The organism is Roseateles puraquae (assembly GCF_002205845.1).
Classification (GTDB): Bacteria; Pseudomonadota; Gammaproteobacteria; order Burkholderiales; family Burkholderiaceae_C; genus Pelomonas; species Pelomonas puraquae.
On record NZ_NISI01000027.1, the window covers coordinates 1 to 15,849 of the forward strand.

The 15,849-nt window shown below is 60.5% G+C and carries 13 protein-coding genes and 2 pseudogenes; 2 read left to right on the plus strand and 13 right to left on the minus strand.

Annotation, left to right across the window (positions count from 1 at the left end):
* A pseudogene (locus tag CDO81_RS28560) lies at window positions 1–1,083 on the plus strand (hypothetical protein); the annotation flags it as partial.
* Window positions 1,084–1,881: 798 nt separating this feature from the next.
* Here CDO81_RS28560 and CDO81_RS27925 read toward each other — a convergent pair.
* The 7 genes from CDO81_RS27925 to CDO81_RS27090 form a co-directional block, all read right to left on the minus strand.
* Window positions 1,882–2,454, minus strand: a complete 573-nt coding sequence (locus tag CDO81_RS27925; RefSeq protein WP_144397437.1) for a hypothetical protein — start codon at window positions 2,452–2,454, stop codon at window positions 1,882–1,884.
* Window positions 2,451–3,323, minus strand: coding sequence for a hypothetical protein (locus CDO81_RS27065; RefSeq protein WP_144397438.1), 873 nt, complete (start codon window positions 3,321–3,323; stop codon window positions 2,451–2,453). Before CDO81_RS27065 ends, CDO81_RS27925 begins: the two co-directional genes overlap by 4 nt.
* Window positions 3,304–4,977 (minus strand): GspE/PulE family protein, encoded by a 1,674-nt coding sequence (locus CDO81_RS27070; RefSeq protein WP_241517190.1) that lies wholly within the window; start codon window positions 4,975–4,977, stop codon window positions 3,304–3,306. Before CDO81_RS27070 ends, CDO81_RS27065 begins: the two co-directional genes overlap by 20 nt.
* 200 nt (window positions 4,978–5,177) lie before the next feature.
* Window positions 5,178–6,404, minus strand: a complete 1,227-nt coding sequence (locus tag CDO81_RS27075) for a type II secretion system F family protein (protein ID WP_088486381.1) — start codon at window positions 6,402–6,404, stop codon at window positions 5,178–5,180.
* Window positions 6,405–6,417: 13 nt separating this feature from the next.
* Entirely contained in the window at window positions 6,418–6,888 is a 471-nt protein-coding gene (gspG, locus tag CDO81_RS27080) for a type II secretion system major pseudopilin GspG (RefSeq protein WP_088486382.1), read from the minus strand.
* The gene (locus tag CDO81_RS27085) at window positions 6,885–7,361 is read right to left on the minus strand and encodes a type II secretion system protein (protein WP_088486383.1); all 477 of its coding nucleotides are present in this window, start codon (window positions 7,359–7,361) and stop codon (window positions 6,885–6,887) included. The genes gspG and CDO81_RS27085 overlap by 4 nt, the downstream gene beginning before the upstream one ends.
* Before the next feature lie 13 nt (window positions 7,362–7,374).
* Window positions 7,375–7,845 (minus strand): type II secretion system protein, encoded by a 471-nt coding sequence (locus CDO81_RS27090; RefSeq protein WP_241517191.1) that lies wholly within the window; start codon window positions 7,843–7,845, stop codon window positions 7,375–7,377.
* A 414-nt stretch (window positions 7,846–8,259) separates the two neighbouring features.
* Between CDO81_RS27090 and CDO81_RS27095 the strand changes: the two genes are divergently transcribed.
* The gene (locus tag CDO81_RS27095) at window positions 8,260–9,633 is read left to right on the plus strand and encodes an IS5 family transposase (RefSeq protein WP_088486385.1); all 1,374 of its coding nucleotides are present in this window, start codon (window positions 8,260–8,262) and stop codon (window positions 9,631–9,633) included.
* On the opposite strand, the gene CDO81_RS29350 is transcribed toward CDO81_RS27095, so the two are convergent.
* The 6 genes and pseudogenes from CDO81_RS29350 to CDO81_RS28315 form a co-directional block, all read right to left on the minus strand.
* Window positions 9,590–9,859 (minus strand): prepilin-type N-terminal cleavage/methylation domain-containing protein, encoded by a 270-nt coding sequence (locus CDO81_RS29350; protein WP_088486386.1) that lies wholly within the window; start codon window positions 9,857–9,859, stop codon window positions 9,590–9,592. The two genes, CDO81_RS27095 and CDO81_RS29350, sit on opposite strands and share 44 nt — an antisense overlap.
* On the minus strand, window positions 9,856–12,240 hold the full coding sequence (locus CDO81_RS27105) for a cohesin domain-containing protein (protein ID WP_158218451.1): 2,385 nt from the start codon (window positions 12,238–12,240) through the stop codon (window positions 9,856–9,858). Before CDO81_RS27105 ends, CDO81_RS29350 begins: the two co-directional genes overlap by 4 nt.
* Window positions 12,200–12,769: a hypothetical protein gene (locus CDO81_RS28310; protein ID WP_158218452.1), complete on the minus strand. Its 570-nt coding sequence runs from the start codon at window positions 12,767–12,769 to the stop codon at window positions 12,200–12,202. Before CDO81_RS28310 ends, CDO81_RS27105 begins: the two co-directional genes overlap by 41 nt.
* 29 nt (window positions 12,770–12,798) lie before the next feature.
* Entirely contained in the window at window positions 12,799–13,293 is a 495-nt protein-coding gene (locus CDO81_RS27110; protein WP_088486388.1) for a hypothetical protein, read from the minus strand.
* A gap of 187 nt (window positions 13,294–13,480) precedes the next feature.
* Entirely contained in the window at window positions 13,481–13,933 is a 453-nt protein-coding gene (locus CDO81_RS27930) for a hypothetical protein (protein WP_144397440.1), read from the minus strand.
* A gap of 743 nt (window positions 13,934–14,676) precedes the next feature.
* Window positions 14,677–15,849 (minus strand): annotated as a pseudogene (locus tag CDO81_RS28315) (hypothetical protein); the annotation flags it as partial.

Consider the following 15,849-nt stretch of genomic DNA (forward strand, 5'->3'; position numbering starts at 1 on the left):
GTCTTCCTGCAGCCCGACCCCTTTATCCAGGATCCCTCCAACCTACAAAACTACAACCGCTACGGCTACTGCTTCAACAACCCGCTCACTTGCACCGACCCCAGCGGGTTGAGCTTCTGGACGTCGTTCAGAAATGCCTTCTACAAGGTCGTGGCGGCGTACATATGTGGTCCGCAGTGCGCAGCACTAGTGGGGGCCTACCAGGGCTATCAAGCAGGTGGCTTCAAGGGTGCCATCGTTGGCGGGACTACGTCATACATTGGCGCCGCGTACGGCGGGGACTTCACGCCGGCGCAAGCGGGCTTCTATGCGGCGGCATCAGGGTGCGTGAACGCGGCAGCGGTGGGCGGCAAGTGCGGCCAGGGCGCTGTAGCTGGGCTGATCAGTTGGGGTATGGGTGGTAACAGTCAGGACCTTGGAGGCTTTCTTGCGTCTACTGCGGCAGGCTGCATCGGGAGCGTTGCGACTGGTGGCAAGTGCCGAGATGGGGCGGCAAATGCGGCCGGCAGTTGGCTCGGGAATTGGGCCGCGCAGAAGGTGACACCATTGGCCAACAGGTACCTCGACGACGGCAAGTCCCCCCAATCAAGCAAGACTTACTACTACAAACTACCTCCGCCTGAGCTGGAGGGTCCCCCTCTATCGTTGGCCACTGCACAAGCTCAACTTCAAGAGGCGGTTAAACTAACTGCGGAGTTAATCCCAAAGTTCCTCGATGAATGCAAGCAGTGCTCGTCAGCGTCGTTCTCGGAAATGGTGTATAGCTACATCAACGCGAAGCCGCAGGATATAGACCCTAAATTTAACGAGGGGGTTCATGCTGTTTATGGTTGGGGTGGGCAGGGAACAGCCTTGATGTTCTCCACATTTATTCAGCCCGCTGGCGGCTTCGTGACCATGGTAGGCACGGTGTTTCACGAATACGTACACTCCTTTCCAGAAAACGAAGCAATGGTTAAGAACTCGACGGAGATTGAAAGGTCTATGCCTTACTCAAGTCGTCCTTGGGAAAGTCAAGCGTTGCAGCTGACAGACAAATTTATACAAAGGTTCTACTCAATCATTCGCGAACGCCTGAAATAGCGAGGTGTTACAATGCCGAACAATCTCTGGATAAGTAATTTTCTACTGACGGCAGCGCTGCTGCTATCGTGCGACTTGAGGGCGGATACCATCCTTTATGCTGACCGAATTGTCGTCGGCTTCCACATCAAAAGTTCAAGGTTGGATAGCGATGGGCAAAAGCTGATCAAGCGGATGATTAATCAAGCTGACGCTTTGTGTGATAAGCGATACAAGACTGCGGCCCGGGTATACATAGTCACGCCTCGAATCGAGGCTCAAGCATCTGGCCTTACTGAGACGCGAATTAACTCCGCAGTGACCGCCGTCGCGGGCTCTTGGATTGCGCCGGAAAATATCATTGTTGATTCGGTGGGTCCTGAGGAGTTTTCCGTAAGATTCACAAAGGCTCTATCGGGGAGCGTGGCGGACAAGATAGGCTTGGAATTGACTTGCACGCCTTCCTAGCAGTACTGCACGAGACGAGCGATGAGGTTGTGGGCTGACCCTGTCCCAGGTTTCCGTACCGTTCGGTAACAGAATGGACCGGCATGAAGAGGCCCTGGAAGAGGTCAGGAGTTCATGCCATGAGGAAGAGCAAGTTCACCGAGGAGCAGATGGCCTACGCGCTCAAGCAAGCTGAGCTGGGCATCAGCAGCGCGACCTTCTATATGTATGGACTCCCGGTTGAATGTCCACGCCAACCGAATTCGCCCGCCGCAGCCGCCTGCAGGCGGCTGCGGCGATGTCAGAGGAGCAGGAAAGTTCTACGTCCGAGCGGTAATAAAACGGGGATAAGGTCAGTCACACACAGCTCCATCATTTCAAGCGAATCTGAGCGCGATAGCTCAAGGATTGACCACCCAAACTAGCATTCGGACTTGAGCTAATACTGAGGGCGGTGATTGGCATATCGCCTGAGTTTTGCTTTACAGAGCTTACTGATTGCAGTTCCCATCGCGGTCGGGGCTCCTGCGCTGCAAGTCCTTCGAGAAATAGCCGCACGCTATCAGCTGACGACGCCTCAACGACTGCGATTCCCGTCCCTTCCAGTGCATCGATATCGATCGAGGTGATTCTCACGCCAGGCACATCAATGCGCTCAAGCACCCCAAGGGCAGCATCAAGTGGGAACTGCGAGATGGCCACCAGCTCACTGATGGCTTCCGCATAAGGCGGTGGGACAAGCTCGGCCTGCTTCCTAGCCTTCAGCTGTGCAATCTTGGCCTCCAGCTCCGCATTTGCGCGGGACAGTTGTTCTGTCTCGGCTCTCACTTGCCAAGTTGCCCAAGCCAGACAGGCAGCCACCATCATCAACAAGGCAATACCTGCCCACAGTGCTGCCGCACGCCAAGCAAAACGTGGTCGGAAGTCAATCTTCAGCGGCTTCACGCGACAACCTCCGTGATCCGCTCCAGATCGAGTGACTGCACGCTCAGCAGTGCTTGAAGCGGCACCAGCCCAGCGGAGTCAAGCTCAGCGGAACCTGCTGAAACTTGACCGTGCGTGGGCCGCTCCATGTCACGCGCACCAAAGCGCATAAGGACCGTGTTCATGGGCTCGACTTCCAGACCGGACACCAGGCGCATCACGGCATTGCGCTGACCCGCCGCATCCAGCCCACCGTCAACGGTCAGTGCAGCGGCGAACCCACTCGCCTGACCATCGGACTCGGCCTCCGATCGAGGTGCGCCGGCCAGCAATGTGATCGCATCAGTGTCTTGCACAAGCAGAAGATCGAGTGGGTTCGATTCGACACGGGAGGCTAACACCGACACCTCCAAGGCGAGCGACCAAACCGGCTGGATCGACGCCAGACGTATATGCCTCACTCGTCGCAACGCTGCCACAAGATCAGCCAAGTCCTTGTGGGTCAGCGCCGCGCCGAACTGGTGTTTCCGGGCGCCGTCTGCGCCGCCCGACAGCAGGGGCGAAAGCCAGACCTGCAGCGGCTCCGTGAGTCCGGTGCGGGCCTTGGCGGCCGCGTCAATCGCAAGGCGCTGCTCAGCCATGCGTAATGGCGGCAACTCCGGCAGCAGGAAGGGCCGACAGATACCGCCAGTCAGGTAAACCGTGAGCGGCGTTCGCCTCCACCATTTGCCAGAAGCGCCGGTACGCAGCCATGCCGTCAGCGACCGCAGCGTGTCGGCTGGCGCCAGCTCCCGTTCTGAATGCAGCAACTCATAGCGTCTGCAAACCGACCAGCCGGTCTTGCCCAGCAGCACATCCAGAGCGCGGACCTCAGTACCAGCCGACGACACGCTTGATCTCCTCCGTGGTTGTCATTCCGTCCGCGATCAGGCGAGCGCCCTGTTCGGCAAGGGACAGCACACCTGCCTGCATCACGTGCTCTCTCAGTTGGGAGACCGGGGCGTTCAGCGTGACGAGGTCACGCAATCGATCATCCACACGGTGCACCTCCGCGATCACGAGCCGGCCCCGGTAGCCTGTTTGTCGACATTCAGCGCAGCCCACACTGGCTGGCACGCGATCTAGCGGCCGTTTCATCAACGCGAGCCACTCAGCTTCACGGGCATTGGGAACGCGTGTTGTAACGCAGTGCGGGCAAACGCGGCGCACGAGCCGTTGAACGATGACCCCATTGAGCGCCGACATGAATCCGAACATGTCCAGGCCAAAGTGCTTGAACCGTCCGGTCACGTCAAACACGCTGTTCGCATGCACAGTCGTGAACACCTGGTGGCCGGTCAGTGCAGACTGCACAGCAATCTCAGCCGTCTCCGCATCTCGGATCTCGCCGACCAGGATGCGGTCCGGGTCATGACGCAAGATGGATCGCAGACCACGCGCAAACGTCAGCCCCTTCTTCTCGTTGACTGGGATCTGGAGCACGCCACTCAGTTCGTACTCCACGGGGTCTTCGATGGTGATGATCTTCTCGTCACCGGTGTTCACCTCCGACAGAATCCCGTAGACCGTCGTCGTCTTGCCGCTGCCCGTGGGTCCGGTAATCAGCATCATGCCGTGTGGCAGTTCGGACAAGTTCCGGATGGCTTGAACGCTCTGCTCATCGAAGCCGAGCAAGTCCAGCGACACGGCGACATCCGTCGACCTCAGCTGAGCCTTGTCCAGCAATCGCAGGACGGCATCCTCGCCGAAGACGCTCGGCATGATCGACACGCGCAGATCTAGCTCGCCGCCGGCGAAGCGAAACCGGAATCGGCCGTCTTGCGGCACACGCCGCTCGGTGATGTCGAGTTGAGCCAGCACCTTGATTCTGGAGATCACTTCTTCGGCGCGCTGCATGCCCGCGATGGACGAGTGGTAGGTCATGACACCGTCCTGGCGTAATTTGACCGTCATCCCCGAACGGCTGTACTCAAAGTGCACATCGCTGGCCCCAGCAAGGAAGGCCGAGTGGAGCGCCTGGTTCACGAAGGTGACGACCTCTGCCGGCTGGTGGTCTTCCTCCATGACCACAATGCCCTGATTGAATCCGTACCCTTCCATGGCTTCGAGGCGGTCCATTTCGTCATCGCCGGGAGCCGCACGAATGCCGCGGCCGAACGGTGAAGAGGCGGACTCCCCGCCCTCCAAGGCTGCAGCGCGCCCAGTCGTTCCCCCAGTGGGCTCGCGCTCAAGAGCGTTCAGCTTCGCCGCCGCGGCATTGAGCCAGGGCTGGAGCAGGCGCGCTGGCAGTGCCACAAACGCCGCAAAAGTTTCGGCGCGGAGCGCAGCCGTCGCCTGTGCGCTGGCATCGGCATCCCATGGATCGGCAGCGCCGACCCACAGCGCCTCGCTCCCTCCGTGCTTCAGAGGCACCATCCCGACCGCGACCAGTTCACGTAGCGCAGGATGATTGAGCCATAGCTGATGGGCCTCATCATCGAAGGCCGCCTGAACGCCACTTGCGGACAGCAACAGCGCTGCCAATTCCACGGGTGACGGGCTCATCGTGGGGGCGACGTCTTCCGCTCCCTGGGGCCCAAACTGCAGCAAGAGCCGATCCAACACTGTCTCACCCGGGTTGCGCTCGCGCCGGGCTTGCCTGATCGCTCGCCGAACCTCTGCCACGGTGACCTCACGCGGTGGCGCGGGCTGTTGCGCAGGGGCGCCCTCGTTCAGAGTGGCAAGGTCGAAGGCACTTGCTTGGCTCATCGGATCGTGCTCGCGATATCGAACACCGGCATGTACATCAGCAGCACGACCGATCCCACGAGGGCGGACACCAGAAACAGCATGACCGGCTCGACAACCCGTGTGGCCCTCTCAACGAAGAGGGTGAAATTGGACGAGTGCCGGTTCGCAATGACTTGGAGAATCTGATCGAAGTTGCCGGTCCGTTCACCCACCGCCAACAGCCTCGTCGTCACCTCATCGGTCAGGCCCGCAGCGCGCAACGAAGCCGACACGCGGCGACCGTGAACCAGATCGCTGCGTACGGCGCGGAGCCTGGGCCGAAGTGCGGGATGGATCTGCAAACCAGCACACAACTCAACCGTCTCAGCCAACGCATAGCCACCTCGAGTCATCAAGGCCATGGCCTGGTAAAGCTTGGCCAAGCTCAGCTCACGCAACTGTTGTTGCAGCAACGGAATGCGGTCGGCAATCCATTGGATTGCCACCGTCACCCACCCACGCCGCCACGCCCACAGCACGCCGATGGCAAGAGCTGCAAACATCGCCATCGCCACAGGAAAATGATCGTGCAGAAGGCTGCTCGACTGCAGCAGGAGCTTCGTTGCTGGCCCGACGGAACCCGGTCGGTTGGCATATACCTGAGCGAACCGCGGGATGACGAACACCAGCAGGAAGAACGTGATCGTCATGCCCAGGCTGAAGACGAGCGTGGGGTAGATCGCCGCACTGATCACCTTGCGACGCAGGTTGTCCAGCAGCTCGTGATACCGAAGGTAGTCATCCAGTGCATCGATCAGGTTGCTCGTACGCTCACTGGCCTTGACGCTAGCTGTCAGCACCGCAGGAAACGCGCCGGTCGAGGCCATCGCGTGGGACAGCGACATGCCAGACTGCAGGCTGTGAACCAATTGCCGGTGCACCAGCCGACGAAAGCCTTCAGGCGATTGGGCCCTGAGCGTGTCCAAGGCTTCGACCACGGTCATGCCAGCTGCCAGCAGGGTGCGGAGCTCTCGGCACCACCAGGCCACGTCGAGCCGTTGGTCCTTGGAGCTTCCGGTTGTGAGCTTGGCCCCTGCCGCGTCCGGCACCTCACCGGCAGAGCCTTTCAGTGCGTTCAGCGCTAGGACGGTCAGACCCTCGGACTCCAACTTCGAGCGCGCCTCACGAGCCGAAGCAGCCGTGACCTGTCGCTCCTGCACCTGGCAGGAGTTCGGATCGAACAGCTTGGCGGTGAAGTCCATGAGCGGCGGACTCTCAGGGCCCAGAGTTCAGGAAAACTGCGCCGCCACTGCCGTCAGCCGCGCCCGTCTTGGACGGACCCGAGCTGTACAGGTCGTAGTCGCGCCCGGGCCGACCCGGGAACGCGTACTGGTAAGGCTGGCCCCAGGGGTCATTGCCCACAGCACTCTGGAGGTAAGGGCCGGCCCACTGAGGCGCAGACGGCGGGGCGACCGTCAGCGCCGCCAGACCTTCTTGCGTCGTGGGAAAGCGCTTGTTGTCGATCCGAAAGGCCTGCAATGCCTTGTCGATGGCCGCCAACTGAGCGCGAGCCGCCGTGATTTCCGAGGTCGCCATCTGGCCCAGCAGGCGAGGCGCCACGATGCCGGTCAGCAGGCCAATGATCAGAATGACCACCAGCATCTCCAGCAAGGTAAAGCCGCGCAACCGGCTTTGTGAGGCTGGCCGCTCCCGCTGCAATTGCTGGTCAAGTTGAAGGCTTCTCATGGCGGGGCTCCTGTGATCGAAAGCGTGAAGTTGGTCAGTTTGGGGTCGGCAAGGAACAACCAGTCCGAGTAACGCCGGGCGTCGGCGACGGGGGCCAGCGGGGATGCAGGGCCAAGCGGCTGGGCGTAGTTGACGCTAAAGACGCCCACAATGCCGCCGTTGCTGTCGAAGGCAAGCCCCCAGGGCTTGTCTGGCTGCAACGGGTCTGGGTAGACCTTGCGCAAGTGGCGCACCACGCCCGCAAAACGGGGATCTCGCGCCAGCCAATCCAGGGTCTTGGGATAGCGCTTGAGGTTGCCTGGCGCCGAGTCGTAGTAGCGTTGCAAGGCGGCCGCATACATGCGCCCCACGATCAGCAGCTCCTGTTCCTTGTCTCGTTGCACCTGCTTCGTGTAGCGCGAGCCGACCAGAGACAGCCCAGCAGAAGCCAGCGCCACCATGCCCAGAACGATCAGCATGGTGAAGCCATTCATACGGCGGTTCACTTCACCACGATGCATACGGCGTTCCATCAGAACCAAGGCCAGTCGCCGTTGAGTGAACGTCCCCGACGCCAGCCAGGGCAGCCCCCTCAGGCGCAGGCACCGTGGGCGGCACCCCAGACTGCCAGCTCACCAAGGCTGCCGTGGGCGGCGAAGTCAACCACGTCACAGCGCTGCCCGTCATCGGGTCGACGGGGATGCTCGACAGGTAGCCCAGGGCAACCAGTTCAGGCAGTGTCGATGGGTAGCGCCCCTTGTCCGCGGCGAACTTGTCGATGGCATCGCGCATCACCTTGAGGTCATGGCGAAGCGTGACCTCACGGCTGCGATCGATATGCTGGATGTAGCGAGGCGCAGCAACGCTCAACAGCAGGGCGATTGCCGTCATCACGACCAGCATCTCGATGACGGTAAAGCCGCTGAGCTGAGCGCCTGGGCGTGATGTGGTCATCTGCATTACCAGTCCTTCAGCCACGTTCCGTCCAGTGCCTGTTGCTGCGACAGCGAGTAAACGTCATAGACATCTGCCCCCGGCATGGGCTTGCTGGCCTCTGAAAGGTAGCTACGCAAGCCCCATGTTTCCTCTGCAGGTAATTGGGGGTCTGCAAAAGGGTCGCGAGGTACTCGTCTCAAGAAGCGGATCATTTGCCCGCCGGAGCTCGGTCGCGGGTCCTGCATGAGCTGTGTCAGTGCGATCAAGGACGGCGGACAGAGGGAAACGCCCTCCGTCGCAGCGCCAGAGCCGGCGCCACGAACCACTTGATAGTCGGCTCTGAACAACCCGCACAGCCCGCATGAACACTGGCGTTGCGGGCGATTGCCGATGGTGGAGATTGCAGGATTGCGGCTCAATGCATATCGATTCCTTGCAAACTGAATCGAGGTTGGGATGGGGCCGAAGCCGGTGGAAGAGCACAGCGACCACGACCTGTTCCGCAACGAGCTGGTCAACCTGATCGACCAGCGCCACGAGTTGGCCAGGCTGGCTGATCTGATCGACTGGCCCGCCTTCGCCCAGCAGTGGGGTGCGCAGTTCGAGTCCACGACGGGCCGCCCTGCGCTGCCGACCCGGCTGATGGCCGCGCTGCTCTACCTCAAGCACGTCTACGCGCTCAGCGACGAGGACGTCGTCCAGCGCTGGGTCGAGAACCCCTACTGGCAGCACTTCAGCGGCGAGCGCTACTTCCGCCACGATCTGCCGTGCGACCCGTCCAGCCTCGTGCGCTGGCGCAAGCGCATCGGCGAGGCCGGCTGCGAATGGCTGCTGGCCCATAGCATCGAGGCTGCCCGCAAGGCTGGCGTGATCAAGCGCAGCAGCCTGCAGACGGTGGTGTTGGATACGACGGTGCAACCCAAGGCGATTGCGCACCCGACCGACAGCCGGCTGCTGAACCGGGCGCGTGAGCAGTTGGTGGCTGCCGCCCAGAAGGCGGGCCTGGCGCTGCGCCAGAGCTACGCGCGCGTGGGCAAGGCCGCCGAGACACAAGCCGGGCGCTATGCCCACGCCAAGCAGTTCAAGCGCATGCGCCGCGAGATCCGCAAGCTGCGCACCTGGATGGGCCGGGTCATCCGGGACGTCCAGCGCAAGGGTGGCGAGGTGACGGGCGCGCTCAAGGACAAGCTCGACATCGCCCGGCGCCTGCATGCCCAGCAACGCGACAGCAAGAACAAGCTGTACGCCCTGCACGCCCCGGAGGTCGAATGCCTGGCCAAGGGCAAGGCCAGGACGCCGTACGAGTTCGGCGTGAAGGTGTCGATCGCCGTCACGGCCAAGGAAGGCCTGGTGGTGGGCATGCGTTCCATGCCCGGCAACCCCTATGACGGCCACACGGTGGACAGCCAGCTCGAACAGGTCGAGATCCTCACCGGCACGACGCCCAGGATCACCCTGGCTGATCGGGGCTACCGCGGCGTCGAGCCCGCATGTGGGGCTCGGCTGTTGATCAGCCATACGCGGCGCCTGCCCAAGCGGTTGAAGAAGCTGCTCAAGCGGCGCCAGGTGGTCGAGCCCATGATCGGCCACATGAAGGCCGATGGGCTGTTGGGCAAGAACTGGCTCAAGGGCGCGGACGGGGACGCACTGCATGCCCTGCTGTGCGGCGCCGGGCACAACCTGCGCATGATCCTGCGGCACCTGCGGGTGCTTTATTACGCCTTGTGGGGCCCGATCGCTATGGCCATCACGCTGGGGATGGAAATGGCGACGCCAACATCGCGGCTCAACGACGTGACCTCACGTCGCCCGGCGCTGGTGCGCGGCTGAAAACGAGTTGTTCAGGGCTGACTTGATAGGCGTCGATCGCCGCACGAATCTCCCTCAGTGCGACCTTCAGCTCCTGCTCACGCTCCCGTTGAACTGCGATGCGAGCCAGCGGCATGGCCATCGATGCGAGGACCGCCATCACGGTCAGGACGACCAGGAGTTCTACAACGGTGAAGCCGTGCCCACGGCATCTCCGGTACCGGCAGTCTGAGGCGCAGCAGGTCATGGCAGCACCTTGACCACCAGCGGGGCAGGCAGCGGCTGAGCGGGCGCCGGCGCATCCAGGGACAGCGGTGTGGCGCGCGTCACGCGGATTTCTGCACTGTCGCTCGGCTCCAAGGCCTTGAACCGCAAGGTGGCCACCTTGCCTTGGCCTTGTGCGCCCGTGGCCTGGATCCGGATGACACCCAGCGTGACCCGGCCGGCGTTGGCGTCGATCGTCTTGGAAAACTTGGTCTCCGCATCGCCTTGCTTGAAGAAGGGCTCTTCCACGGCGTCGACGAAGCCGAACCGGGTCGTGTCAAAGCTCACCTCCGCAGGCAATCCGCGCATGGGCGATGACGCCTCGAGGGTCAGCTGGACATCGAAGGTCTGACCCGACTTGACTTGGGCAGGTCCCGCCAACTGCAGCTTGAACACGCCTCCGGGTGTCATGGGCTCTCCAGCGGACGTTGAGGGCCGGGGTGATCCCGCCTTGCGTGGTTCCGTGCTCTGCTGCGCACTCGCTTTGGGGGGGGCCTCTTCGGCGGACGGCGCGACGTTGAACCCGCCGTACGGCCGAAGTCGCGGTGACAACTCGGTACCCACCCAAGTTTCCGCCTCGTGGGCTAAGGGTTGACGCACGTTTCGAAGCACGCGCGGCGTCACGGCGAGCACCAACTCCGTTTGGTTGTTGACGTCCTGATGGTCAGCAAAGAGCCTCCCGAGAACGGGAATCTCGCTCAGCCCTGGCCAGCCGGTCTTGCTGGATTCGCGATTGCGGCTCAAGAGACCAGCCAGCAGTTGGGTTTCGCCGTCCTTCAGGCGCAAGACCGTGGTGGCGTTGCGGGTGCTGATTTGGTATGCGGTGCTCCCGCCGCTTGATTTGACGGCAGCCCCCAGCGTGCTGACCTCGAGCGCCATCTTGATGGCCACCTCGTCGTTAGGAAAGATCGTGGGCTCCACGTTGAGCTTGAGGCCGACGTCCTGGTAGCTGATGCTCTCGGAGACGAAGCCGCCCGTACCAATCGTTGAGGTGACCACCGGAATCTTGTCGCCGATCATGACGCTAGCCTTTTCCCGATTGCGCGCTCGCAGCTTCGGATTGGCCAACGTCGTGACATCGCCCGTCGAACTCTTGGCGTTGACGGCGATGCCGCCAATGCTGGCTTGGACATGCCGGCTGTCCAGGTTGCGCAACAGGTCGTACAGCGTGATGCCGGTCGCCGTCGATCCTGATGAGCCGCTGTTCGTCTGACCCGTGGTGATCGGCGTCGTCGGGAGCGGCGTGAGCGAGAAGGTTGTCGGCGGGCTGACACCCAGCTGCAGCAGCCGATTGGTCGTGACCTCAAGCACCTCGACATCGAGCAACACCTCGGGCTCGTTGGCATCGAACACGGCGAGCAGCTTTTCGGCCAGCACGATGTTCTCTTTGGAGTCCCTCAACGCCAAGACGTTCGATTTCTCGTCCACATAGGGGTCCTTCACGCGCAGCATGGCCTTCAGGAAGTTGCTGGCGGCGCGCACGTCGGCGTTGGCGAGATAGAACACCCGGACAACCTGCTCCTGGTGTTCCTTCTGCTTCTCAGGGGTGGCGGGGTAGATGAGAACGGTCTTGCTGTCGAGGACCTTCTTGGCGAGCTGGTGGGTGTTGACCAGCAGGTCAAGCGCCTCCTCGACGGGTGTGTTCTTCAGGAAGACCGTGACCCGGATCTCGGGCTTCACCGCCGGGTCAAGCACGAAGTTCAGCCCACTGTTGCGAGAGACCACATCCAACACAGTGCGCAGGCTGGCATCCCGGAAATCCAAAGAGATGGGGCGCTTCTCCGCCAACGACGATTGGGACGATGCGATCTCCTGCTCGCGCTGCTTGGCACGTAGCCCGCGTTGGGCGGCCAGAAGTCCCGCATGCGCAGGCGTGTCTCGCAACGCCTGCTCGGCCAGCGCCAGTGCCTGGGCAGACCTTCCGGCCGAGGCCAACGACTCGACTTGATCCAGCTTTTCCTTCTGCGTTACGGCGAGCGCCAGGCTGGCGAGGCGCTCCTGGACTCTGCTGTTGGCCGGTTCCAGAGCAAGCGCGCGCTGCAAGGTCTCACTGGCTTCTTGAAAACGTCCGACGGACTCCGCGGCCCGGGCTTTGTCGATGAGTTCACCGATGAGCTGTGTCCGCAGAGAGAGTTCACCCACCTTCAGCGTAACGCTGTCTGGCCGCTGCGATCGCGCGCGTGCCAGGTCGCTCATGCCTTCCTCAAGCCTGCCCTCGGCGATTGCGTCTTCGGCCAGGCGGCGCTGCCGTTGATCCAGGGCGCAACCCGTGACCATCAGTGCGCAAAGGCCTACCGTAATCAGGCGGCGCAGTGTCTCAGGATCAGCGAATCGCCTCATCGGATTCAGGAATGCGGATTTCAAAGGGGGTGCTCGTGGCGACGTGCACGATGGTGATGTGGGACTTCCGGATGTCCGCGACGCTGAACCCGTCGTCGAGCAGGCTACCTCTGGACACGGTGACATCCTTGTCACCCTTGGTGACCAGTACGAGCCGCTTGCCATCGGGGTCTATGAGTTGGCCCAGGTATCGATAGGTCATGGCGGGCACGACCACTGGTGCAGCAGCGGGCGCTGCTGGCACTGTAGGCGGCGCAGGCATTGCTGCGGAAGACGCAACGGCTGGTTGAGCTGTACGGAAAGGATCACGGACGGCACTACTCAGCACCTGCCGCACGAGGGTGTCGGGCGCTTGCCCAATGGCCACTGCCGTCTTGGCTGTGGAGCGCGAACCGGCAGATGTCGCGATAGTCGCATTCCGCGTTGGCTGCGACTCACCAAGCCGGTCAACCAAAGCAACCCGTGCACGAGCCGACGCGGGAATCAGGGGCTGCGGCGGCGGTGATGGCATGCCATCCGTGAAGGCCAGCACCGCCATGGTCAGCAATACCACCCCGCCGAGCGACCAACGCAGACCAGTTCTCAAGGCGCCACCCCAGAGTGCGCTGGCTCGGCTGGCTTCTCGATACTCCATGCTTGCAGGCCGACCTGGGCGAGGACACTGGCGCCTTCGGCCTTCAAGTCCAGGTGGGTCAGCCAAAGCTCGGGGGACTGATCAAGCAGTTGGGCCAAGAAGCTTTTCACGTTCAGATAGTTGCCACTCAATTGCAGAGCCCAGATCTGCTGGCTGAGGCCGGCTACTGAGGCTCGACCGGCATCTTTGGAGGGTGCGAGGTTGATTAGCACGACGCTGTTTTCTGCAGCAAGCCGTTGAACCTTTATCGGAATAATGCTGGCATCGATCCGCTCGGGAAGTTGACTTGCGAAGTTACGCGTTAGCGACTGCTTGGATATCTCATCCTGCAGTTCCGACCTTTCAAGCGTCCAGCGACGGAGTTCAGCTTCCTCGCGACCACGCGATTCATTCCAAAAGGCGACACCAAGGAAGACGACCAAAGAGATATAGACGGCGAGCATAGAGACCGCCAATCGTCGGCGTTGGACCGGCGGCAACAACCCAGACTGTGTAAAGGCTCGCTGCTGGGTTCGGTTCTTGATCGCGAGGTGCGCAAGTATATCTAGTCGCTTCACACGCAAAACATTAGGCATCAAGCGGGGATATTTGTAGACAAAAAAAGCATAAACAGTCGAGTGGCTATCCCAACTATGGCGCATCCTTCTTGGGCGCGAGTTGCCAAAAGACAGCACCACCAACCAGGCCCAGTAAAAGTCCTTCTATGGTGGTGCACGCAATGCTCCACCATCCGGCAAGTGTTGCCGTTCCTTCAATACAAATTTGCACACTATTAAGGGTTGCTGTCACCTCGGCCGGGCAGAGATTGATTGAGTTGAAGAAGAAGATCAAGCCCACTGCAGTTGAGGCAGCCGTCAATATATGCAAAAGTCGCCTTCTCGCCAGCACATATAGCAGACCAAGCACTGGCGTCAATAGGGCTGCAAAGACAACGCCTTGAAGGGCCAACAGCAGCAGTAATGCACCATTACCGACGGCACCCAAGAACAGTGCATATAAAGCCGTCGGCAGTGCCCCAGCCACTGCAATAGCCAATGCCACTTGGGCCAACGCCCCAGATTTCTCTAACGAAAGCGTCTTCATTTGGATTAGCCGCCTATTGCTTTTCGAACCCGGTCCACAACAGGTGCCCATGTCTGCGGAGCCCGACTCTCATTCGTTCGGGGAAACCATCCATTGCCCTCACCGTATAGCCGCAGGCGGATACCCGAGTCCGTTTGATAGTAGTTCAGATAGACATATCCCGGGGCCAGCACATGGTCTGAGAGCGTAATATTGAAAATTGCATTGCTCTGACAATCAACAATGTATGTAACTTATCCGATTGGCTGGGGATACTGCCGACGTAGGTAAAGCGACAGAATTCCTTGCTGTCTCGGCATCGGTCTTCACTGGGTCAACGGAGAGCCCCTCGCAATTGGATCGTAGTAGCGTTGCTGCATGCAAACCCAGCAGATCAGGTTGCTCACCTGGCTCGGTTTTAGCGCAACATCACGCCAAAAAGTGACTTGGTTCTCGGTCGGCGTCAACACACGCCGTCATATTCAACCTGAGCGCCGCCATTCTCGAAGGATGGCTATGCCTGCCCCGAGCAAGCCAAACATTAGACTCCCACCTAGCAAGTGAAGGCAGAAGTCCCCAAGCTTTGCAAGCGGACTCGCAAACCCGATCCCGGCAAATGCGTACACAATCGTCCAAACAACAATTGGAATCACGTAGGGCCGGGCGGCTCGAATGAACGCCAAGACTACGAGAATGAGCAGTACAACTGGCCCAAGAACTGCAAGACCGCCAATGATGACTTCACCGCCCATTTTGACTTACACTCACTTTCTTGGAGGGTAACTTGGAATGAATTTTCTCACTATTCGACCATCATACACCTGCCACAAGCCGGCGCTGTAAAAGGCAATATTCGCCAGCCTTCCGTTACCGGTGCCCGCACCATAGGAGACGATGGTGACATAACCTGCGTCATTGACTTGAACATTCCGATAAACATAGCCAGGATCCCACATATGTTGGCCTGGAACCGTTATATTAAATACGGCAAAGTTATCGGGATCGACGATGAACTGGACCTTGTTTATTCCGTAAAGCGGCGTCGGTATCGACGCAATCTGGCCACTTTGGACTGGCGAATCAAAACATGCTGCCGGAATGGGGCAATGCGTTAGGCCGCGCTCGAACACCGCCTGTCTAGTGCAGTTAGGGTCAGACGTGTGGCAAATAGTACTGATCGCCTCGACCTCATGCCCCTTTGGATCATCTCCGAACTGGCCACTCTTACAGGTTCCTGGGTGCATTCCGCAGTTGAAAAGGTAGCCAAACGCCGCTGTCTGGCCTCCATTCGAGAACTTGCCCCCGCCGAGAGCTGATGCGGTACCGCCGATAACATAGCTCGCCAGAGTGCCGCCAACGTAGTCGTTGGGCTTGTAAGGCAGAGCGGCTTGCGAAAATGCCGCACTGAGGGCCCCAGGGCCGCATTTTCCACCGCCCGCTACGCTCGTCACGCATCCCGCGACGGCGTGAACAGTGATGCCAACTGTGCCGAACTCACCATATTCTGTACCTCCTCGGAATGCACCCTGAGCATTTAAAAAATCTCCGGCAAGGTTAAACGCTCCCGCAGTGAAGGCACCTTGGACACCACCGGAAAGTGAGTCACTTCCTATTGCTCCTGCTATAAAGCCCGCGGTAGCGGCTGCTGTAAAGCTTCCGAGCGGTGTCAATATCGCGGCATTCGTGAGGAACGAGCCACCAGACATAGTCGCAAATAGTGTCGTTGCACCTGCGGCCGAATTGATGAAATATTGCCCAATCAGTTCGGGTGCATAGATAGCTACAGCAATGGCTGCTACGGTTCTTACAAACTTACCGAGGCTGAGGTACCCGCTGGGGTCAGTGCAAGTGAGCGGGTTGTTGAAGCAGTAGCCGTAGCGGTTGTAGTTTTGTAGGTTGGAGGGATCCTGGATAAAGGGGTCGGGCTGCAGGAAGAC

Coding starts and splice junctions, on each gene's coding strand:
- CDO81_RS27070 (WP_241517190.1), bottom strand. CDS start 4,977: ATGAGCCCGTCACCCGTGGAATTGGCAGCGCTGTTGCTGTCCGCAAGT.
- CDO81_RS27075 (WP_088486381.1), bottom strand. CDS start 6,404: ATGGACTTCACCGCCAAGCTGTTCGATCCGAACTCCTGCCAGGTGCAG.
- gspG (WP_088486382.1), bottom strand. CDS start 6,888: ATGAGAAGCCTTCAACTTGACCAGCAATTGCAGCGGGAGCGGCCAGCC.
- CDO81_RS27085 (WP_088486383.1), bottom strand. CDS start 7,361: ATGAATGGCTTCACCATGCTGATCGTTCTGGGCATGGTGGCGCTGGCT.
- CDO81_RS27095 (WP_088486385.1), top strand. CDS start 8,260: ATGGGGCCGAAGCCGGTGGAAGAGCACAGCGACCACGACCTGTTCCGC.
- CDO81_RS29350 (WP_088486386.1), bottom strand. CDS start 9,859: ATGACCTGCTGCGCCTCAGACTGCCGGTACCGGAGATGCCGTGGGCAC.
- CDO81_RS27110 (WP_088486388.1), bottom strand. CDS start 13,293: ATGCTCGCCGTCTATATCTCTTTGGTCGTCTTCCTTGGTGTCGCCTTT.
- CDO81_RS27930 (WP_144397440.1), bottom strand. CDS start 13,933: ATGAAGACGCTTTCGTTAGAGAAATCTGGGGCGTTGGCCCAAGTGGCA.